21 protein-coding genes and 1 pseudogene are annotated in these 20,607 nt (G+C 37.2%); 13 read left to right on the top strand and 9 right to left on the bottom strand.

Annotated features, from left to right (window positions below):
• Positions 1-47: 47 nt before the first annotated feature.
• The 6 genes from BN997_RS01395 to BN997_RS01370 form a co-directional block, all read right to left on the bottom strand.
• On the bottom strand, positions 48-1,073 hold the full coding sequence (locus BN997_RS01395) for a TRAP transporter substrate-binding protein (protein WP_042528980.1): 1,026 nt from the start codon (positions 1,071-1,073) through the stop codon (positions 48-50).
• An 81-nt stretch (positions 1,074-1,154) separates the two neighbouring features.
• Positions 1,155-1,616: a RidA family protein gene (locus tag BN997_RS01390; RefSeq protein WP_042528979.1), complete on the bottom strand. Its 462-nt coding sequence runs from the start codon at positions 1,614-1,616 to the stop codon at positions 1,155-1,157.
• Between the two features lie 120 nt (positions 1,617-1,736).
• On the bottom strand, positions 1,737-2,498 hold the full coding sequence (locus BN997_RS01385; protein WP_042528977.1) for an IclR family transcriptional regulator: 762 nt from the start codon (positions 2,496-2,498) through the stop codon (positions 1,737-1,739).
• A 92-nt stretch (positions 2,499-2,590) separates the two neighbouring features.
• The gene (locus tag BN997_RS01380) at positions 2,591-3,754 is read right to left on the bottom strand and encodes a pyridoxal phosphate-dependent aminotransferase (protein WP_042528975.1); all 1,164 of its coding nucleotides are present in this window, start codon (positions 3,752-3,754) and stop codon (positions 2,591-2,593) included.
• The gene (locus BN997_RS01375) at positions 3,754-4,404 is read right to left on the bottom strand and encodes a bifunctional 4-hydroxy-2-oxoglutarate aldolase/2-dehydro-3-deoxy-phosphogluconate aldolase (protein ID WP_042528974.1); all 651 of its coding nucleotides are present in this window, start codon (positions 4,402-4,404) and stop codon (positions 3,754-3,756) included. The genes BN997_RS01380 and BN997_RS01375 overlap by 1 nt, the downstream gene beginning before the upstream one ends.
• A 19-nt stretch (positions 4,405-4,423) precedes the next feature.
• On the bottom strand, positions 4,424-5,368 hold the full coding sequence (locus BN997_RS01370; protein WP_042528972.1) for a sugar kinase: 945 nt from the start codon (positions 5,366-5,368) through the stop codon (positions 4,424-4,426).
• A gap of 490 nt (positions 5,369-5,858) precedes the next feature.
• Between BN997_RS01370 and BN997_RS01360 the strand changes: the two genes are divergently transcribed.
• Entirely contained in the window at positions 5,859-6,290 is a 432-nt protein-coding gene (locus tag BN997_RS01360) for a pyridoxamine 5'-phosphate oxidase family protein (protein WP_042528968.1), read from the top strand.
• 121 nt (positions 6,291-6,411) lie between these two features.
• Here BN997_RS01360 and BN997_RS01355 read toward each other — a convergent pair whose 3' ends face one another.
• Complete coding sequence (locus tag BN997_RS01355; RefSeq protein ID WP_042528966.1) at positions 6,412-6,744, bottom strand: YflT domain-containing protein; 333 nt, start codon at positions 6,742-6,744, stop codon at positions 6,412-6,414.
• Positions 6,745-7,457: 713 nt separating this feature from the next.
• On the opposite strand from BN997_RS01355, the gene BN997_RS22815 reads away from it, so the two are divergent.
• Genes BN997_RS22815 through BN997_RS01345 form a run of 3 tightly spaced genes read left to right on the top strand, consistent with a single transcriptional unit; the run spans position 7,458 to position 10,373 of the window.
• A complete protein-coding gene (locus BN997_RS22815) occupies positions 7,458-7,871 on the top strand; it encodes a hypothetical protein (protein ID WP_052484857.1) in 414 nt (137 codons plus the stop codon).
• Positions 7,784-8,911 carry a Na+/H+ antiporter NhaC family protein gene (locus BN997_RS01350; RefSeq protein ID WP_139088979.1) on the top strand — a complete coding sequence of 376 codons (1,128 nt, stop codon included), beginning with the start codon at positions 7,784-7,786 and terminating at the stop codon, positions 8,909-8,911. The genes BN997_RS22815 and BN997_RS01350 overlap by 88 nt, the downstream gene beginning before the upstream one ends.
• A gap of 34 nt (positions 8,912-8,945) precedes the next feature.
• On the top strand, positions 8,946-10,373 hold the full coding sequence (locus tag BN997_RS01345; RefSeq protein ID WP_042528964.1) for an amidohydrolase family protein: 1,428 nt from the start codon (positions 8,946-8,948) through the stop codon (positions 10,371-10,373).
• A 90-nt stretch (positions 10,374-10,463) separates the two neighbouring features.
• Here BN997_RS01345 and BN997_RS01340 read toward each other — a convergent pair whose 3' ends face one another.
• The gene (locus BN997_RS01340) at positions 10,464-11,306 is read right to left on the bottom strand and encodes an aldo/keto reductase (RefSeq protein WP_042528962.1); all 843 of its coding nucleotides are present in this window, start codon (positions 11,304-11,306) and stop codon (positions 10,464-10,466) included.
• Between the two features lie 633 nt (positions 11,307-11,939).
• Positions 11,940-12,836, bottom strand: a complete 897-nt coding sequence (locus tag BN997_RS01335) for a macrolide 2'-phosphotransferase (RefSeq protein ID WP_042528961.1) — start codon at positions 12,834-12,836, stop codon at positions 11,940-11,942.
• 450 nt (positions 12,837-13,286) lie between these two features.
• Between BN997_RS01335 and BN997_RS23410 the strand changes: the two are divergent.
• The 9 genes and pseudogenes from BN997_RS23410 to BN997_RS01290 form a co-directional block, all read left to right on the top strand.
• Positions 13,287-13,574, top strand: a pseudogene (locus BN997_RS23410) (ATP-binding cassette domain-containing protein); the annotation flags it as partial.
• A 511-nt stretch (positions 13,575-14,085) separates the two neighbouring features.
• A complete protein-coding gene (locus BN997_RS01325; protein WP_042528958.1) occupies positions 14,086-14,877 on the top strand; it encodes a DeoR/GlpR family DNA-binding transcription regulator in 792 nt (263 codons plus the stop codon).
• An 18-nt stretch (positions 14,878-14,895) separates the two neighbouring features.
• A complete protein-coding gene (locus tag BN997_RS01320; protein ID WP_042528956.1) occupies positions 14,896-15,717 on the top strand; it encodes a BtpA/SgcQ family protein in 822 nt (273 codons plus the stop codon).
• Positions 15,718-15,775: 58 nt separating this feature from the next.
• Complete coding sequence (locus BN997_RS01315; RefSeq protein ID WP_042528953.1) at positions 15,776-16,054, top strand: PTS sugar transporter subunit IIB; 279 nt, start codon at positions 15,776-15,778, stop codon at positions 16,052-16,054.
• Between the two features lie 20 nt (positions 16,055-16,074).
• Positions 16,075-17,418, top strand: coding sequence for a PTS galactitol transporter subunit IIC (locus tag BN997_RS01310; protein ID WP_042528951.1), 1,344 nt, complete (start codon positions 16,075-16,077; stop codon positions 17,416-17,418).
• A gap of 43 nt (positions 17,419-17,461) precedes the next feature.
• Positions 17,462-17,950, top strand: a complete 489-nt coding sequence (locus BN997_RS01305; RefSeq protein ID WP_052484855.1) for a PTS sugar transporter subunit IIA — start codon at positions 17,462-17,464, stop codon at positions 17,948-17,950.
• Between the two features lie 24 nt (positions 17,951-17,974).
• A complete protein-coding gene (rpe, locus tag BN997_RS01300) occupies positions 17,975-18,658 on the top strand; it encodes a ribulose-phosphate 3-epimerase (RefSeq protein WP_244882316.1) in 684 nt (227 codons plus the stop codon).
• On the top strand, positions 18,655-19,749 hold the full coding sequence (locus BN997_RS01295; protein ID WP_042528949.1) for a M42 family metallopeptidase: 1,095 nt from the start codon (positions 18,655-18,657) through the stop codon (positions 19,747-19,749). Before rpe ends, BN997_RS01295 begins: the two co-directional genes overlap by 4 nt.
• 9 nt (positions 19,750-19,758) lie before the next feature.
• Complete coding sequence (locus tag BN997_RS01290; protein WP_042528946.1) at positions 19,759-20,550, top strand: Cof-type HAD-IIB family hydrolase; 792 nt, start codon at positions 19,759-19,761, stop codon at positions 20,548-20,550.
• Positions 20,551-20,607: the final 57 nt, after the last annotated feature.

The following is a 20,607-nucleotide window of genomic DNA, read 5'->3' as shown; positions in this document are numbered from 1 at the left end:
CCATCTTTGGCCGAATAAGCTATATTCAGCCAAAGTGTGATCAAATTTTAATTAGCTCTATAATCATCTAAAAATTCTTGGGTTCTCTCAATAATATCTCCACCTACAAATTCGTGGAATGCTTCATAATCTATAGCCTCCTGAAAAGCTTCCAGGTCTGGATCTGTAACTATATCTTCAAACTCATCCTCGAGAATAGACAGCATTTCTTCATCTTTTTCCTGTGTATATTCTCTCGATGCTTTCTCAGCCTCTTCCGCTGCGTTTAGAACAATTTCTTGCAGTTCAGAATCTAAACTATTAAATAAATCATTATTCATAATAAAATTAACATGATAATAGAAATGGTTTGTCAAAGTTAAATAATCTTGTACTTCGTGAATATTATTCTCATAAATCGCATCTAAGGGATTAAACTGCCCATCAATAACTCCTTGCTGTAGACCCATATAAACCTCTGTAAATGCCATAGTTGATACATTTGCACCTAATTGCGTGAATGCCTCAATGGAAGTTGGCTCTTCAGGACTTCTGATTTGAACTCCAGCTAAGTCTTCCGGCATACTTATTGGTCTTACATTATTCGTTATTTGCGCAAACCCAAGATCTGTATGAGCAAGTACTTTAAATCCTTGTTCTTCTGCCAATCCCCGTAATTCATCACCTATCTCACCATCAAGGACAGCATATGCTTCATCAAAGTCTTCTACCATAAAAGGCAAAGCTAGTACTGAATATTCTGGAATATAATTCTGCATTCCACCTCCACCAGCCAACTGCATTGCTAATGCACCTGAATTAACTTGTTCCAACATTTCTGCTTCCGAACCAAGTGTTTCCCCAGCATAAATACTTATTGAAACTCTCCCATCTGTTTCTTCCTCAACAATTTCCTTAAAGGTTTCTGCAGCTACTCCTCTAACAGAATCTTCAGCTGTGTTAAATCCTAAATTCCACTCATAAGTTTCATCATTATCTCCTGAACCTTCTGCATCCCCATTAGTATCATTTCCGCATGCGACCAAGACAAGTGTTAATAGTGTAAACAACAAAATCTTTACAGTTTTTTTCATCTGGACCCTCCTAAGTTCCATAATAAGGAACACCATTCTATTAAATATGTTTAAATTGCTCACTTAAGTGATTAAAAATAATTAATCTTCCAATTCGACAATCATTTCAATTTCAACTGGTGTATTAAATGGAAGTTCATTGGAAGCTAATGCACTCCTAGCATGTTTTCCTTTTTCTCCAAACACATCAACCAAAAATTCAGAAGCGCCATTAATAACATAAGGCTGCTCAACAAAACCTGGTGCAGAATTAACAAAAGCTAGTAATTTTACAACTTGCTTGATCTTGTTTAAGTCTCCTATTTCTTCTTGCAAGACGGCCAAACAGTTAATCATTACTTGTCTTGACGCCTCATATCCCTGCTCTATCGATAGATCAGTTCCTATTTTCCCTTCATATATTAGTTTTCCCTCCTTTCTGCAATCTTGTCCGGAAGTATATACTAAATTACCAAACCTTTTAGCAGGAACATAAACCGCAGCAGGTTTAGGCGCATCAGGCAATTCAATTCCTAATTTCTCTAATTTTTTATAAACACTCATTTAATCTGCCTCCTGTAAAGAAAATTTTAATAATAGTGCTTCCTTTAAACTCAAGAACCATTTTCTTGAAAATATCATGATTTATTCGTCGTTGCGCATATTATTTGATCAATGCTTTCTTTACCCGGTATATCCCATTTTCCAAGATATGTTTTTACTAGTTTCTAATACTAAATCTACCAGTTCAGATTTTATACGTTCTAATCGCATCCTATTTTCAGGACCCGAAACACTAAATGCAGCAATCATTTTCCCTCTGTAATCATATATTGGAGCTGCTACACAACGTATTCCATCTTCATTTTCAATATCATCAATCTCATATCCCAACTCTCTAATCTTATTTAATCTTTTAATTAATATTTCTTCATCTGTAATCGTGCGATGTGTTTTAGCAGGCATCCCTTTTGCTGTGATAATATTTCGTACTTGCTCATCTGTCATGCCAGATAAAATAACCTTACCTACCCCTGTGCTATGCATCATTCCTCTATTTCCAATTTTTGAATGCATTCTTATCGTCTGGTCGCTCTCAAATTTATCAATGTAAACAACTTCTCCATTTTCATGAATGCACAAATGAACTACTTCATTAATTTTTTGCCCTAATTCTTCAAGGTCTTTTTTTGCGATAGATCTTATATTCATATCCTCCAGCATTAAACTTGATAATTCTATAATTTTCATTCCTAAGGTATAGTTCTTTGTTTCTTCGTCTTGTATAACAAATCCTTTGTTCATAAGCGTAGTCAATAGCCTGTGTGTTGTGCTTTTAGCTATATCCAACTGATTCGCTAGTTCTGTTATTCCCATACCTTTAGGGTTCTTTGATAACTTTTCTAAAATGATAAGTGAACGTTCTACTGATTGAATTATTGCCAAATTGATCCCCTCCTAAATACATACTATCTTTAATTTATCATACAATAATCAGCTTATTATTAACTAAAGGGGATATTTATAAGACTTTCAAATTAATAATTGTTCACTATATATCGTTCTAAACGATATATAGCTTTTTCTAATTCCTCTTCTCCACATGCAAAGGATAATCTCAAATACCCTTCACCCATGCTTCCAAATGCTGAACCAGGAACCACAGCTACACCTGCATTTTTAAGTAATTTTATCGCAAAACACTCAGATGATTCAGAAAACTGTTTTATATTTGCAAATGCATAGAAAGCACCTTCAGTTTTTATACAGGAAATACCCGGAATATGATTTAAACTCTCATAAACGAGCTGACGTTTCCATGAATATTCTTTAACCATCTTCTCTATAACCGTTTGGGAACCTGTCATTGCTTCTATTGCAGCCATTTGTATAAATTCTGGAATACAAGAAACTATACCTTCTTGTAATTTTGGCATAACAGATATCACTTCTTCGTTTCCTATCACAAACCCAACTCTCCAGCCTGTCATTGCATATGTTTTAGACAAGCTGTTTACCACAATAACTTGATTCTTTACTTCTTTTATTTCTGCCATACTAAAGTGAAGCTTTCCATCATATATTATTTTGTCATAGACTTCATCTGAAATAACATATAGGTTATATTTTTTTACTATTTTTGCTAGTTCTCTTATTTCCTTCTCTTCCAACACTGTTCCTAAAGGATTACTTGGCGAATTTAAAATAAGTACTTTAGTGTTGATAGTAATTGCTTTTTCTACATCTTTTGCTTGTAATTTAAATTTATTTTCTTCTAAAACCTTTACAGGTACAGCTTTAGCACCAAGCATTTCAATTTGTCCTATATAATTTGGGTAACCGGGATTGGTTATTAGAACTTCATCTCCTGGATTAACTGTGGCATATAAAGCTAATAAAATCCCCTCCATCCCTCCAGTTGTAACCATTACTTGGTCTTTACTTATATTTCTTTTTAAACTCTCTGTATATTTTTCTGCAATTACTTCCCTTAATTGGGCTAAACCTGCATTCGAAGTGTATTTAGTATATCCTTTGTCAATAGCAACTTTCGCCGCTTTTTTAATATGATCAGGAGTCTCAAAGTTTGGTTCCCCAACTGTAAGTTTAATTACTCCTTCATAGTCATTAGCTAATTCAAACATTTTGCGAATCACAGAAGCAGGATAATTTTTAGATGTGTCTGATAATTCCAAACCCATCACTCACTTTCTTTATTTTTAAAATTACGAAAGTTATGAACGAAATCTTTCGCCTTCATCTCAATATTCTTAAAAAAAACGGGTTCATTTTTCAAATGTAAATCAACCAATGAACTTCCAACTCCAACAGCTACCGCACCAGCTTCGAAATATTCTTGAATATTATGAATGTCTATGCCTCCAGTAGGAACAAGAGGAATATGGGGCAATGGTCCTTTTATATCTTTTAAATAACTTGGGCCAAGCGTTTTCACAGGAAAAACCTTTACTGCATCTGCCCCATTCTCATATGCTTCTAAAATTTCTGTAGGAGTTAGGGCTCCTGGTATACTAACCAGTCCATACCTCTTTGTCATCCGAATCGTCTCTATGTTGACAGTAGGTGAAAATATAAACTGCGCTCCTGCGATAATTGCTGTTCGTGCTGTCTCAGAGTCTAAAACTGTCCCCGCTCCTACTACAGCAGTCTTTTGAAATTCTGAATTTATACTCTCAATGATGGAAATAGCATTAGGAGTTTCCATTGTTATTTCTAATACATTTACACCGTTATTAACCAATGTTTTGGCTACTTCAATTGCATTATCTGGATCTAAATTTCTTAATACTGCTATAATTCCAGTGTCTTTTATTTTTTCAAATGTATTCACTCTAGCCCTCCTCTTATGATCACCTTCTCACATCTTCTTCCTTATCTGAAAGGAAATCATGTATTTCTTGTTTATCAGGTAAGCCTTCCACATCTCCATGTTGAGTTATAACAAAAGCACCAATCACATTACCTCTTTTAACAGCTTCCTCTGTAGAAAGTTTATCAATTAAACCAGATAGGAACCCTGCGGCAAATCCATCACCTGCCCCTACAGGGTCAACTTCATCATCAACTTTAATACCCTTTATATGCTTAAAAACTTTATCGCACATCAAGTAAGCTCCATCTTTTCCTGCTTTAACTACCACTGTAGATACACCTAAATTTGTAAAATACTCACAGATATCTTTAGGATTTTCATATCCTGTTAGGAACTTTCCTTCGTTTAAACCAGGTAAAAATATATCTGATTGTAATGCAATTTCTAGTAAAATCTTTTTTGCTCTATCTTCTTTCCATAATTGCTTTCTTAAGTTGGGATCAAATACAACGCTAACTCCATGAAGTTTAGCAATTGAAATTGCTTCTAAAATCATTTTGTAACAGTTATCACTTAAGGCTGGGGTAATACCTGTTATGTGAAGGTATGTGGCACGTTTAATATAGTTCTTATCGAGATCATTTTTATCCATCTTACTTGCAGCAGAACCTTTTCGATAATATTGAATTCGTACATCATTAGGTTTTCTTAATTCTTTGAAATAAATTCCAGTAGGTGCCTGGTTATCAAATTGAACTTTGCTAATATCTACCCCTTCCCCACGAATAACAGAAAGAATATATTTACCAAACTCGTCATTACCTAAACGACTAATCCAACCGACTTTATGATTTAATCGTGCTAACCCGATAGCTACATTGCTTTCAGCCCCCCCTATTCCCATTGAAAAATTATTAGCATACCTTAATCTTGTATTAGTTGAAAGTAAAATCATTGTTTCACCAATTGTTACAACATCCAATTAATATCCACCTTCCTCTAAACACTCTTCGTTCCTTATTAAGGAACATCGTTCCTCAATAAGGGTAAAAAATATATAATTATCAAATTTTCTTAAATTTCTTTTTATTAATGTAAGCGATATCATCGGAGTTGTCAACCCTTTTTTAAGTTTTATTTCCTGTTTTGTAGTAAATCTTTTCTCAATATTCAAGAACTCTTCCGTGTGAAATGTATTAAATTTCTTACTAAAACAATCGGCGTCCTTCAGCAATGGTTCTGTCATCAGTATCTTGGGTGAATGCCAAATGCCAGCTGTTATATTAGTGGAAATATTAGACGCTCAGTTGTTTCAAAAATAATAATCTAAAGCTGAAACTGCACTATTTTACACAATAGTCCTCTAACGTTAAGATTTAAAATCATTGCATGATGACGTATATCTTTTTATCGCAAAGGGAAACTTAATCTTGGAATCAAACTATATGAGCTCATTTAAAAGAGGTGACAACATGAATAAAGCAAAAGTAATAAAAGAAATTCAAAAGATCTTAGATATTTCAAAGGTCGGCGTTCTATCTACTTCCCATAATAATGTACCAAACAGCCGATATATGGTCTTTTACCATGATGAAGCGGTATTATACACAAAAACAGATGAGGATTCCCCAAAGGTAGAAGAAGTGGAAAGCAACCCACAGGCGCATATTTTGCTGGGATACGAAGAAACCAAAAATAAAAGCTTCTTAGAAATCAGAGCCAAGGTCGAGGTTATTAATGATCAAGAAACCATTGACTGGTTATGGGAAACGCAGGATAAAACGTACTTTGACTCTAAAAATGACCCTGATTTAACTGTTCTTAAACTAATCCCTGAACAAATTAAAATCATGAATAGTGATAACTTTGATACGCCTGAAATAATTAACATGGAAGATATTTAAGAGTTATCACATAGAAAAGTCCTTCTTTAAAACACCAAAATCCGGGCCCCTCCCTTCTCCATAGAGATTAGGATTGGTCCGGATTTATGCTTAACTGCTTCGTTTATTATGGTGCTTACAGTTAACCCACAATACTTTTCGCTGATTCATCTTTTACAATTAAAAAGACTTTTCCTTCATCCATATCTTCTTCATATTCATGGGCATCTGCATCAGCAACTCCCAGTTCACGGAGTTTTTCTCTTAACTCATCACCTGGTTTTTCAAAATCTCCTCCGATATCCTGCTTATTGTAATCAATACCTGATGCTTCCGTATTATTTACAATACGTGCAGTGCGATCATCATCGTGAGAGAGGATGAAAATATTATTGGAGCTGATGTTATTATCCTTTAGCTTGTTCACATCTTTTTCTAACATTTCATCGTTTGTATAAGATTTTACGAATGTCATATCTTAACTACCTCCTATAAAATGCTACATTAGATGTCTTCCCGACTCACATAAAACTAATCATTTTTTTTGAAAAAAATTTAAAGCCTACATCATTTCTAGTGACATTTTCCGCTTCAGCGAAGGTTTTTAATCAGCTGCAATGCTCTTGAAACACTTTTTACTATGTTATTTAAAAACTTGACCCTCTGCCCTTCAACTGAATGTTTAGTCGCTCCCATTGACTATCACATTGCGTTCACTGTTTCAATTAAAATATGATTTACCTAAAATAATTAATAAATATTCAAAAAATAAAAACTATACAATCAATTACGCCTCCTATATAATTATAAAATATACGCTTTGGGGAACGGAGAATGAAGAAAGATTATCAGCAGGCACATAAATGAAATGCTTACTTTTGATTAAAATCTGGTTGAAGTGATTATATTATCCTTCCATACCTATCCATATCAAATAACTCTCTTGATTCGCCGAATCGAAAGAATTATGGTCAAAGCTGATTCAAACGCAAGGTTTTGTGCTGATAGATAAAGGTTATAAATTATTATAGAAAATGGAAAACCACATCCGTTCTCTACAAACAGCCAATCGCACAAATAAAGCGCTTCCGCCAAATATTTTTCATGTTATATTGGCTGAACTCTCTGGCAGTTGCTTGTTTCACCACTCAATTGAAAGCGCTAATAAACAAAAAGGAGATGGAACATATGGAATATGGTTTTTTATCGCTGTTACCTCCGATACTCGCAATTATTATTGCCATCATAACAAAGCAAACGATTATATCTTTATTTATCGGTGTCTGGCTCGGCGCAACCATCATCAATAGTTGGAATCCGCTTGTGGGTTTTACATATACCATTACAGACACCATGATTCCCTCTATCGCAGATCCATGGAATGCCAGCCTGTTACTGCTAGTTACAACGACAGGAGGATTTGTTAATATCCTTCGCACTACCGGAGCTGCGCAGGCGTTTGCTGAAGCTGCTACGAAAAAGATCAATACCAGAAGGAAGGCTCAAAATTTTGTTTGGGGAAGTACATACTCGATTCCATGGGAAGTCCGCTGGCTGCCATGTCCCCCATCAGCAGTTACGGCCCATTTATTACAGGATTAATCGCCACCCAATTAGCTGCACTAAGCTTGAGTGATAATCCATGGGGGTTGTTCATACAGATGATTCCTTATAATTTATATGGCGTTTTTGCGATGATTGGTGTGCTGTTCGTCATTAACTTAAATTTAGATATCGGCCCCATGTATCAGGCAGAGAAAAAAGCAATAACGGCCGGGAAATTGTATGGAGATCAGGATAAATTGATGATGGATGAAGACGATGAAACAGAAAAAGGAAATAAAAGGACCGATGCAGATATATTCAGCTTTTTGATTCCGATGATACTGTTGCTGGGAACCATATTTTCAGTCATTTTCTGGACAGGCAATATTGGAGAAAATGGGTTTAGAGGCGCCTTTTTAAATGCGGATATTGTACTTGGTATCATTAGCGGGTTTATTTGCGGTTCTGCTGGCGGCATTATCTATGCAAGACTGCGTTATGGCAAATCCTTAGTGAATTTATTTGAAGATTTCACCAATGGCCTTTTAAAATTAATGATCGTAACATTAATTCTTATTATGGCTTGGTCGATTGGTTCCATAGCCACTACGATGGGGTTAGGAGAATATATCGCTCATATTACCGGCAGCTACCTGCCATCCTTTATCGTTCCGGCAATTATCTTTCTGGTTGGAGCTTTCATTGCTTTTTCTACCGGAAGTTCTTGGGGCGTATTCTCTATTATGATGCCAATTGCCCTGCCTATGGCTGCTGCAATAGACATCAGTCTGCCTATAGCTATTGGTGCGGTTATTAGCGGCGGCCTGTTCGGAGATCATTGCTCTCCTATATCAGATACAACCATCATGGCTTCAACAGGAGCAGCTGCAGACCATATTGAGCATGTAAAAACCCAGTTACCCTATGCCATTATTATTGGAATTTCAGCTGCGACCGGATTTCTTTCTGCAGGATTAACACAAAATGCGATTGTAAGCATGGTTATTACGGCAGCAGTATTATTATCCATTCTATATTTCTTAAATCGGAAAGCGAAGAAAGAGAATTTGAAAGTTTTCTTAGAGAAGACCTCCTAAGGCATAAAATCATACGGTACAAGGAGTTGCTCACATGAAAGTCGATATTATCATTCACAATGGACACCTGATGACAATGGAAGGAAAAGGAGTCGGCTACATTGCGGACGGAGCAGTTGCCATAAAACATAATAAAATCGAAGCAGTCGGACAAACACAGGAAATTTTACGGGAATATACAGCTGAAAGACATATTGATGCTGCAAACAAGTTAATTATGCCAGGCTTTATTGATGCGCATATCCATACAGGTATTGCTATCTTTAGAGGAGTCGCACAGGATATGTCAAACTGGATGCAGAAGGGCCTGTGGCCATTCCAAAAACACCTCCGCCCTGACGAAAGTGCTATCGGTTCTATGGTGAATATTATCGAGGGGATAAAAGCAGGCACCACAACATTTTGTGACTATGACGGAAGAATGGACCTCATCGTAAACAACTATAAAAAAATCGGCGCCCGTGCCCGAGTCGCTGAGCTGGTCAATGAAATCCCGGATAACATCGGCGACCTCCCAGTAGGAGAATTATATACATTTGAGTCGTCTATTGGGGAGACAAAATTAAATCGAAACCTTGAATTATATGAGAAACACCATGATACAGAAGACGGACGCATTACGGTTATTCTTGGCCCGCATGGTCCGGATATGATGAGCTTAGAGTTGTTGAAGGAAGTAAAAAATCACGCAGAGAAATTAGACACCAAGCTGCACATGCATGTAGCCCAGGGTGACCGGGAAATCAATCAGATGGAAAAACGTTATGGAAAAAGAAGTATTGAATTTCTGGATGAGCATGATTTCTTAAATGAGCGATTAATTGCGGTACATCTTACCGAGGCCACAGACGAAGAGACTGCATTTATAGCCAAAAGCGGTGCCAGTATGATTTACTGTGCTGGAAGTATTGGCATCATCGATGGAATGGTCCCGCCCGTACAGCATTTTCTAGATGCCGGAGGAACAGCTTGCTTAGGATCAGATCAAGCACCAGGAAACAACAGCAATAACATGCTCAACGAAATGAAATTTGCAGCCATATTGAACAAAGTAAAATATAAAAATCCGCAAGCCTTCCATGCCACACAAGCACTTCGGATGGCTACCATTGAAGCTGCTAAAGTCATGGGCATCGATCATGAAGCGGGAAGTCTGCGCAGCGGGAAAAAAGCAGATATCATCTTAGTAGATTTAACTGCTCCTGCCTTCTATCCTGTGCTAACCAAGCCCATTCGTAATATCGTTCCAAACCTGGTATATTCCGCAAGAGGAGACGAAGTAGATACAGCCATCATTGATGGGAAAGTAATTATGGAAAATAAACAAATCTTAACCATCCATGAAAAAGAGGAAATCTCGAAGGCGCAGCAAACAGCAGAGAATATCGCCTCCCGCGCAGAAGAAGATATACTTAAAGCAGACAGCGACATCTTACAAATGGTCAGAGATGGATTATTATAGTGAAAATAGAAACCAATGAAAAAATCCGAACTTATCCGGGTTTTTCATTGGTTTCTTTTCCTATCATCATTAAAGAACGGGCAGCCGGCCTCAGATAATATCTAACGGCATCTTCCGCTTCGGCGCAGGAAATTCTTTTTCAATGAGCTGCAGCTCTTCTTCAGAAAGCTTTATCGATGCGGCATCTATATTTTCCTGAATATGCTTTTTATCACTGGATTGCGGGATAGCCAGTACATCATCGTGACGAATCGTCCATGCCAGCATCACCTGAAATACAGTTGCATCATGTTGCTTTGCTATCTTTTGCAGGACTTTGTTCGATGTGATTTTATCGCCTCTCGTATCCCCTTGCGCAGTTGGGGAATAGGCAATGGTTGGCAATCCCTTTTCTCTCTGCATCGGCAGTAAACCATATTCAATCCCTCTGCTCGCTATATTATATAATACTTGATTCGCAGTACTGTTTTCCCCGCCAGCAGTCTGCCTCATTTCTTCAACGTCTTTTGTATCGAAATTGGAAACACCCCACGCACGAATGCGCCCGTCCTTTACATACTTTTCAAGCGATTCGATTGTTTCCTCCAGTGGTGTACTGCTTTTCCAATGCAATAAATATAAATCCAGATAATCTGTACCTAGCCGTTTCAATGAATTCTCCAGCGAGCGCTCCAAATCCGGCTCCTGTGCATGAAACGGATAGAACTTGGAAATCAGGTAAATATCCTCCCTCTTTACATCTTGAATCGCCTCGCCAATAAGGTTTTCTGAATTTCCTTCCCCGTACATTTCCGCCGTATCAATTACTTCAATGCCGCTTTCCATTCCGTATCTTAGGGCTTCTATTTCTTGCTTCCTTTTTTCTGGATAATCTCCCATATGCCAGGTTCCCATTCCAATTGGAAACAATTCTTTTTTTCCTAATTGAACCATTCAGCAGCACCTCTTTTCGCTTTCGTTTATTTTTAATATTCCCTTATGAAAATGCAAATAAACGACGAAGCATCTTGCTTCCGCCGAGAGTTATCAGACTTACAGTTTTTTATACTATTCCTTATTAAAAATATAACCATTCTATCTGTTAGATAATTAATTTGTGTTATAATAGTTGCATCAATAAGCTGGCTTCACATGAGGGTTATGGTAGCACTTGTCGTCCTGTCGGTAGTCTTTATTAGGAGACTTCCTAGGGAGGGAGGTGTTTGCCTATGGATCTAGAAAGCGTGTTAACGCTAATGATATCTTTTGGGATGTTAATAGCGTTCATCATGTCTGATAAAGACCATAAAAAATAATCCCTCATGCCTTGTCGTAGGAAAGTGAGGGATTATTTTTCCCGCTACCTAGCCCCTCTTGATGGGGTTCAGTCTATTGTGACCGTTTCATGTACCAGCATGGAACGGTCTTTTAATTATATGTCTTTCTACTGATAGTATACCCTATTTACATATTTAAAAACAAGTCATTTTCACATGAATAACCTTATTACTATGGAAGCGAAATAAATTCAGTTCTTCGGGTTAAAATGAATCTATCGCTCAAAGTTAGACGTGATTATCCTTATATTTATCTTCCAACACCCAACGCTTCCTTCGCCATCTGCTCATATTCCTCCACACCAGAAACAATCGCAAACTCCGCAATCGCTACAGCATACGCAGCATCCAGCTCTATGATATGCTCCTTCATTCTTGGCCAGTAAATACCTCCAGCTTCTTTATAGTGATGAAGAAGCTTCTCCAGCGCATCTTCTCCAAATGCTTTATATTGGAAGACAAAATCATTGGAAACATCTGTTACTTTCGCTTCTGTCCAGTCAATTAAACCAATAACCCTTGAATCGTTATCGATCATCGTATGGCCGGCATGCATATCACCATGCATCAATCCTGTTTGCTTTGGCCATACTTCATCATTATTCAACCAGTCCTGCCAGCGATTCCAAAGGGCATCAGCCACGCCAAAATGTTTCTTTACCTTTTCCATTCGTTCTTTCATGGAGGCCTTTGCTTCCTCTGCCGTTTGGACAGGAATTCCAGCTTTTTCTGCGTCTTTTACAGGAACTGTGTGTAAAGATGCTAAAACCGCTCCCTGGCTCTGGTGAAAGGCTTCAGGTATGTTTTCAATATCCATTTCCCAGACATAGTTTTGAATTTCTGGGTCAATCGTGCCTGCTGGAACCCCGCTCAATTTTTTATAGGCGATTACATCCTCTTCATAAATGGACCAGACAGGAACCTGAAAGGATACATGCTGATGAACGAACGCTAACACTTTCCCTTCATCGACTGTTCTTCCCATCACATCATCGCGTCTCGGTATTCTTAAGACCCATTCCGCTCCATCTGAATCCTCTGCAAAAGCAGCGAGAAAATCCAATCCGGATTCATTAAAGCGGATAGAATCCTCTTTCAATTCTAACCCGTATTTGTGAGCTAATCCTGACACAGTTTGTTTATCCAAATCCGTCACCTCCTCCTTTTTTATTCTGCTTTATACATGCCAGCCAGGGAAGGATACTCTGTAAAACTAAAAAAGCAGGGACAGATTAGACTCCACCCCCTGCTCTTACTTTTCACCGTATAGGGCTCCTAAAAAAAGATAGACCAATCCTTCATCTGGGCACATATCGTGTCTCGAGTCTGAAGCTTCTGCATTAGCGATGCAAAGATTGGTTATCGATCAAAAGAATCCCTCCTCCCTATTAATTACATTCATCCTAGCATAACGATGGTTGATTCGCAACATCATTCCTGACGTATTGCTTTAGGACTGCATGGCAAGAAGGAATAGAAAGAAATTCGACGATGACCATGACATTTCTTCAATCCATTTCATTCAATGTCTATTACGTTCTATTATCTACCTTTTGCTAACCAAATGCTATTATTTCGGTTGATATTTAAAAGTTGACCGCATGAAATTTCCGGAGGAATGCTGCAGCGTGCAATGATTGCGATGGCTTTAATTTGCCTGCCAAAATTATTAATTGCTGATGAGCCAACAACCGCATTAGATGTCCGCATTCAAGCACTAATTCCGCAACTAATGAAAAATTTACAGGATAAATTTAATATGAGTATCATTTTAATCACCCATGATTTCGGTATTGTTGCTGGCATGTGTGATCGTATTGTCGTGATGAAGGATGGACAAATTGTTGAACAAAACGATACAACAGCCACTTTCACTCAACCACGTGCGATGGTAAAACATATATGTGACCAGATTGCAGTGATGTATTCCGGAAAAAGTGTTGAGGTATCAGAGAGTGAGGAGCTCTATGAAATCCGCTTCACCCATATACCAATCGCGGCTCGATGCTGTACTTATTCCACACCCTGGTATTGAATCGAAAAAGATCCAGGAGCATGCTATTAAGACAGAGACATATCATTTTGAAAAAAATCGGTTAGAAGAAGTGAGACCAGAGCATTGGATGCTTGTATAAAGAAGATATCATTAGAAAATCTCAAGTTATTCTGAAATGAATAGCTGGAGATTTTTTATTTTCATGGATTAAAACAGCTTGGGTTGATTTTTTGTGAAGTATTTTTTAATATTATTCAACTTTTTAAGGAAAACAGGTCTAAAAAGCGGCAATAATAAATAAAAATTACTATCACGATACAAATCACCTCATGTTCCTACTATAAAAAATCATCATAAGTCATAACTAATCAAATGAAATCATACATTATACAAGGAGTGGATGGAGATTTTACCAGCAGAAAGATTAGAGTTAATTTTAGAATTTATAGATGATAAAGGAACTGTAAACATCATCGATTTAACAAATAAATTTAATGTTTCCAAGCCAACAATTTTACGAGATTTAAAAGAATTAGAGAAGCAAAATCTTATTATCAGGATTCATGGTGGAGCTAAAAGTAAAAAATTAAAAGGAACCCGTTTTGAGCCTCGCCATGTTATCAAAGAACAAGAAGCAATTCAAGAGAAAGAAGAAATTGCACAACTGGCTTTCAAACACATCTATTCTGGAGAAACGGTCCTCCTGGATTCCGGTACAACAACCTTATTACTAGCTAAAAAACTTGCAGCTCAATGCACTGAAAATATAACAGCTATTACAAATGACATCAAAAACGCCATGGTTCTCAGTGAAAATGACCTCATAGATATTGTTGTTGTCGGCGGACAAAAACGAAAGGGGGTGTATAGCCTAAATGGACCTTTTGCAGAAGACATGCTGCGTCAGCTCAATGTAGATAAAGTGTTTTTAGGAACAGATGCTATTGATGCGGATAAAGGATTAACGAATTCCAATATTGATGAAACCAACATTAAAAAAACGATGATGAAAATCGCCAATGAAATCATACTATTAGCGGATGATAGAAAGTTCAACCAAGTAGCATTTTCATCCGTCGCCGGAATAGATGCACTAGATAGAATTATAACGAATAAACCTCTATCGGATGCGGAAATGAAAGAGTATAAAAAAGCGGGAATCTCTATCGATATCCCTCAAGCAAAAAACTGAAAAGAGAGGAAGTTATTGATGACTTGGTTAAAAGAAGTAATTGGAACAGAAAAAGCAATTATCGCAATGTGTCACCTGCAGCCTTTACCTGGAGACCCGTCTTATGACTATAAAAAAGGAATGGATTATGTCATAGAAGTGGCCCGCAAGGATTTAAAGGCATTACAGGATGGCGGTGTAGATGCTGTTATGTTTTCTAATGAATTCAGCCTTCCTTATTTAACAGAGGTAAAAACCGAAACAGTTTCTGCGATGGCCAGAGTAATCGGGGAACTGATGAATGATATAAGAATACCTTATGGCGTTAACGTATTATGGGATGCAAAACGATCACTTGATTTAGCCGCTGCCACCGGGGCTCAATTTGTCCGGGAAATATTTACCGGTGTATATGCAAGTGACTTTGGACTATGGGACACAAAAGTTGGTGAAACCGTCAGACATCAGTATCACCTGCATGCCCAGGATGTGAAGCTGCTATTTAATATCCTGCCTGAAGCAGCAAAATATGTTGCTGACAGAGATATCAAAGACATAGCCAAGTCTACTGTATTTAATAATCGCCCCGATGCGCTTTGCGTTTCCGGATTAACGGCTGGAGAACAAACCGATTCACAAATCTTGAAAAAAGTAAAAGATACCGTTCCTGATTGCGTCGTATTGGCAAATACCGGTGTACGCATTGAAAATTTAGAACAGCAACTATCAATTGCGGATGGCGCGGTAGTAGGAACAGCATTTAAATATGAAGGGAAATTTGAAAATAAGGTTGAGCAAAAACGTGTAAAAGAATTTATGAATAAAGTAAAAGCCTTTCGGGAGACAGCTATAAAAGCTTAACACTGGATAGATGTCTATTTAGTAACAAATCAATCTCAATTAAAGGAGAGGTCAATATATGAAAAAAGTAATCGTAGCATGTGGCGGCGGTATTGCAACTTCAACATTAATAGCGGATAAAGTCCGCCAGACACTGGATGAAGCAGGAATTGATTATCAACTCACACAAACTACTTTATCTGAATTAGTCTACGAGGTTAGTGATGCAGACTTGATCGTGACAAGCATGAAGGTAGAATCTGACTTCGGGGTTCCTGCCCTTTCAGGTGCCGGTTTCTTAACAGGAATTAATGAGAAAGGTATTAAAGAGCAAATTATAAGCGCTTTATCTGACTAAAGTATAAAGGAGAGCTTAACATGCAAAGTGTTGTCGATTATATATTATCCTTAGGCGCAACCATTTTTGTTCCTATTGTCCTGTTTATCGTTGGTTTGGCATTCCGTTTAAGCGTACTACGGGCAATTAAAGCTGCTGTAACAGTTGGAGTTGGCTTTTTAGGCTTGAATTTGGTCGTCAGCTTAATAGGCGATTATCTTTCACCGTCCGTTCAAACCATGGTTGATCGGTTTGGCTTAAATCTATCTGTTATTGATTTAGGGTCAGGAACCTCTGCCGGCATTGCTTTTTCAACAACTGTAGGAGCTCTTATCATCCCGATTATTTTTGGTTTAAACGTTCTTCTATTAATCAGCAAGCTTACCAAAACGATGAATATTGATATTTTCAATTACTCTCATTATGCATTGACGGGATCTGTAGTTGCTCTTATTACCTCAAATTTATTTTATGGTATTATGGCCGCAATTTCTCACGCTATCTTCTCGCTTATCGTTGCTGATTTAACAGCTAAAAAGGTTCAAAAGGTTATCGGTATTGAAGGGATATCCATCAGTCAGGGATTCGCTACTTCTACCGTCCCCTTCTATGCTTTGATGGATAAAATATTCAATAAAATACCGGCACTAAATAACCGGAAAATAGATACAAACTTTATCCAAAAGAAGTTTGGTATGTTTGGGGACCCAGTAATTATAGGAGTTATACTGGGTGTAATTATCGCTATATTAGCAAGCACAAGCTTCGTGGACGGCAGTCAGCTGGTCATTGTAATCACGGGTATCATGATCCTGTTCCCGCGTGTTATCCGAATTATTGTAGAAGGACTGATGCCCATTTCAGATGCTGCGAAAAAATTCTTTCAAACAAAATTTAAAGGCAAAGAATTCTTTATAGGATTAGACTCAGCAGTTACATTAGGGCATCCGACAACGATTACAGTAGGTATCTTAATTATTCCCATCACACTCGTCTTAGCTGCCATCCTGCCGGGCAATAAGGTACTCCCTCTGGCAGATTTAGCTTTTGCTCCTTTCTTTATCTGTATGGCAACTATTATGCATAAGGGAGATGTTATCCGAACACTTATCAGCTCTACATTCTATATGGTGTTAGTTCTTTATATAGCTACCTTCTTTTCTTCTTACTATACAGACTTAGCCGGTGCCGGAGGATTTATCGAATCTGCGGGCGGAACAGAAGTATCTGCATTATATATTGGAAATGTATTTAACTTTATTATTACCATCTTAATGAGAATGGAAGTATTAGGATTTATTGTCCTGGCACTATTTATAATCGTGCTGTACTACTTTGTATTTAAAAAGATAAATAGAAAAGAAGAGCCTGAAAAGACGTCATAAAGGCAATAATCCAATAGACTAAAGTACTGCTGGAGGTTCCAAAATGAATCAAGATAAAAACAGAAACAAATTAAAATTTGATGAAGATATGATTATGCTGAATATCTGCGCTAGTTCATCGAAAGAATTATTGAAGGAATTGAGTCAAGTATTCTATGACAGGGGTTACGTGCAGGATTCTTTTAAACAAGCAATTGTAAAACGTGAAGAACAATATCCGACCGGGCTGAAGACGACTTCTATAGGCGTCGCTATTCCACATGCAGATCCAGTCCATGTGAAGCAGGAAAGCTTAGCTGTAGGAATCTTAAGTGATGCGGTTATCTTTAATGAAATGACCTCAAGTGAATCTCTAAACGTGGAAATCATTTTTATGTTAGCAATTACTGATTCAGGACAGCATTTAATCATGCTGCAGGCACTTTCGGAAATATTAAAAGATAAAGAAAAATTATCGAGCATTCGATATGCAGCTACCAAAGAGGAAGTCTTTCAATGTATTCTTCCTTATATAAAGGAATTATTAGAATAAATAAGCAGGAGGCTTCGAATAAAGTTGAAAAAACAAATCCTGGCTCCGTCCATTTTAAACGCAGATTTTCTACATTTAAGCAAAGAAATTGATATCGCTGAAAAAGGCGGAGCGAGATTTTTACACTTGGATGTAATAGATGGTGTATTTGCGCCCAGTATTTCATTTGGTGCTAATATTATCTACTCGATAAGAACCTATACAAATCTGTTCCTGGATGTACATTTAATGATTGAAAATCCAAGTCAATATATAGCTGATTTTGTTCATGCCGGTGCTGATAGCATCACTATTCACGCAGAGGGAGCCATTCATCTGCACCGATTAATCTATCAAATAAAAGGGCATGGCATAAAAGCGGGCGTTGCTTTAAACCCAGCGACACCAATTTCTTTGATAGAACCTATCTTATCAGATATTGATATGGTACTCCTAATGACCGTAAATCCCGGTTTTGGAGGACAGTCCTTTATTAAAGAAGTTTTATCGAAAATGACAATGTTAAGCCATTTAAAATCTAGCAAAAAGTATTCTTTTGCTATCGAAGTCGATGGAGGGATTACACCGCGAGAAGCATTGTGGTGCTCTCAACAGGGAGCAAATATCTTTGTTGTTGGATCGTATATCTATTACAAAGAAACCGACTCAGAAAAATTACAGGCGATGAAAAATATAAAAAAGTCTTTAGGAATAGGTGATTCTAAATGAATATCAGCGAGCACCTGAAGGAATTATCCATGATAAATGCTGTCAGCTCACAAGAAGATTCGGTCATTGATTATATGTATCATTATTTTTCTAAATATATGGATTACGTTGAAGTAGATACAATAGGCAATGTGATTGGTTTCTTACCTTCTAACAAGCCAAACAGGAAAAGAATAATGATTTTTGCTCATATGGATGAAGTAGGCTTTATTGTAAGACATATTGATGAAAATGGTTTCTTATTTTTCGAAAGAATTGGCGGCGCTAATGTAAATGTTCTTCCAGGAAACCAGCTTCAGATATTGGGGGATAAAGGAACGATTACGGGGGTTGTCGGAACAAAAGCATATCATTTCTTAAAATCCGAAGAAAAAGGGAGATTCCCTGCACAAGATCAGCTATATATTGATATTGGCGCAGCTTCTAAAGAAGAAGCACATAAAAAAGGAGTACAGATTGGAAGCACTATCTGCTATCAAGCAAACTATCTGGAAAGAGAAAATGGATGGGTAACAGGAAAAGCGATGGATAACCGGGTTGCCTGCACAGTTTTATTAGAATTAGCAGAACAACTAAGTTCATCTCACACACCGTTAGAGTGGGATATATATCTGGTTGCATGTGTTCAGGAGGAATTTAATATCAGAGGTGTCCTGCCAGCAGTAAGGAAAATAAAACCACATGTCTCTATCGGTCTAGATGTAACACCAGCTTGTGATACGCCAGAACTAACGAATTATTCCGATGTCGGCTTAGATAAAGGCCCTGCACTTACATTTCTGAATTATCATGGAAAAGGAACACTTGCAGGTGTTTTGCCAGATTCAAAATTAATACAATCTCTGATAAATACATGCCAAGTAAATAAAATCAATTACCAGAGAGAGGTAGCTGTAGGGGTAATCACTGAAAATGCTTTTATTGTTTTTGAAAATGCCGGTATCGCTACCGCAAATATTTCTATTCCGACACGTTATACACATACACCAGTAGAAACAGTCAGTCTTCAGGACGTGAAAAAAACCATTCATTTATTATATGAATTTTTGACAAGCTTAACAAAAGAAAATACTTTTGGAAAAGCAAGGTAGGTTATAGTCATGCAGACAAAGAACAATGATTATAAAGTTTGTTTTCTGGATATTGATGGCACACTGGTTAATGATAATAAGCAAATTTCTAATCAAACCAGGAAATCCCTGGATCAAATAAGAAATACAGGAGTAGAAGTGATTATTGCTACAGGACGTCCTCCCTATCACTTTTCTGGCATCGCAGAGGAACTAAAGGTCGATTCCTTTGTCAGTTTTAACGGAGCTTATTCCGTTTATAAAGGAAAAGTTGTTCATAAGCATTCCATGGATACATCCGCTTTGCAAAAACTTGTTGAATATGCCGGAACGAAACAGCATCCATTAGTTTTTTCCAGCGAACAGAAGTCTGTCAGTAATATTTTTGATCATAATGAAGTTATGCAGACTTTTAAAGACTTACATTTGAACTATAAACCAGAATACCATCCTGATTATTGGAAAAAAGCGACCTTGTTTCAAGCTATAGTATATTGTAAAAACGGCGAAGAAATTGATTATATTCAACAATTTCCGGACTTATCTTTTGTCAGATGGCATGAATTCGCCATTGATGTCATGCCTCACTCCATTTCAAAAGCATCTGGCGTTAAAGAAATGCTTCAGTTTTTAAATGTAGTACCTGAAGAAGCTATTGCTTTTGGAGATGGATTGAATGATAAGGAAATGCTAGATTTTGTAGGTGTAGGGATAGCTATGGAGAATGCACATAAAGACCTCTATCCTTATGCAGATATCATTACAAAATCAAATGAAAATGAAGGAATTACACATGGTTTAAAGCTGTTAAAATTATTATAAATGTATATAAAATAACCCCGTCTATATATAGTAGACAGGGGTTATTTTTATATTTTC

The organism is Oceanobacillus oncorhynchi (genome assembly GCF_000821065.1).
GTDB lineage: Bacteria > Bacillota > Bacilli > Bacillales > Amphibacillaceae > Oceanobacillus > Oceanobacillus oncorhynchi.
The sequence above is the reverse complement of the archived record's forward strand: the minus strand, read 5'-3'. Positions and strand labels throughout refer to the sequence as shown.

Bases quoted from the DNA above. Each gene is read 5' to 3' on its own strand.
- BN997_RS01395 (WP_042528980.1), bottom strand. From the start codon at position 1,073: ATGAAAAAAACTGTAAAGATTTTGTTGTTTACACTATTAACACTTGTC.
- BN997_RS01390 (WP_042528979.1), bottom strand. From the start codon at position 1,616: ATGAGTGTTTATAAAAAATTAGAGAAATTAGGAATTGAATTGCCTGAT.
- BN997_RS01380 (WP_042528975.1), bottom strand. From the start codon at position 3,754: ATGGGTTTGGAATTATCAGACACATCTAAAAATTATCCTGCTTCTGTG.
- BN997_RS01360 (WP_042528968.1), top strand. From the start codon at position 5,859: ATGAATAAAGCAAAAGTAATAAAAGAAATTCAAAAGATCTTAGATATT.
- BN997_RS01355 (WP_042528966.1), bottom strand. From the start codon at position 6,744: ATGACATTCGTAAAATCTTATACAAACGATGAAATGTTAGAAAAAGAT.
- BN997_RS22815 (WP_052484857.1), top strand. From the start codon at position 7,458: ATGGAATATGGTTTTTTATCGCTGTTACCTCCGATACTCGCAATTATT.
- BN997_RS01345 (WP_042528964.1), top strand. From the start codon at position 8,946: ATGAAAGTCGATATTATCATTCACAATGGACACCTGATGACAATGGAA.
- BN997_RS01340 (WP_042528962.1), bottom strand. From the start codon at position 11,306: ATGGTTCAATTAGGAAAAAAAGAATTGTTTCCAATTGGAATGGGAACC.
- BN997_RS01325 (WP_042528958.1), top strand. From the start codon at position 14,086: ATGGAGATTTTACCAGCAGAAAGATTAGAGTTAATTTTAGAATTTATA.
- BN997_RS01320 (WP_042528956.1), top strand. From the start codon at position 14,896: ATGACTTGGTTAAAAGAAGTAATTGGAACAGAAAAAGCAATTATCGCA.
- BN997_RS01315 (WP_042528953.1), top strand. From the start codon at position 15,776: ATGAAAAAAGTAATCGTAGCATGTGGCGGCGGTATTGCAACTTCAACA.
- BN997_RS01310 (WP_042528951.1), top strand. From the start codon at position 16,075: ATGCAAAGTGTTGTCGATTATATATTATCCTTAGGCGCAACCATTTTT.
- BN997_RS01305 (WP_052484855.1), top strand. From the start codon at position 17,462: ATGAATCAAGATAAAAACAGAAACAAATTAAAATTTGATGAAGATATG.
- BN997_RS01295 (WP_042528949.1), top strand. From the start codon at position 18,655: ATGAATATCAGCGAGCACCTGAAGGAATTATCCATGATAAATGCTGTC.
- BN997_RS01290 (WP_042528946.1), top strand. From the start codon at position 19,759: ATGCAGACAAAGAACAATGATTATAAAGTTTGTTTTCTGGATATTGAT.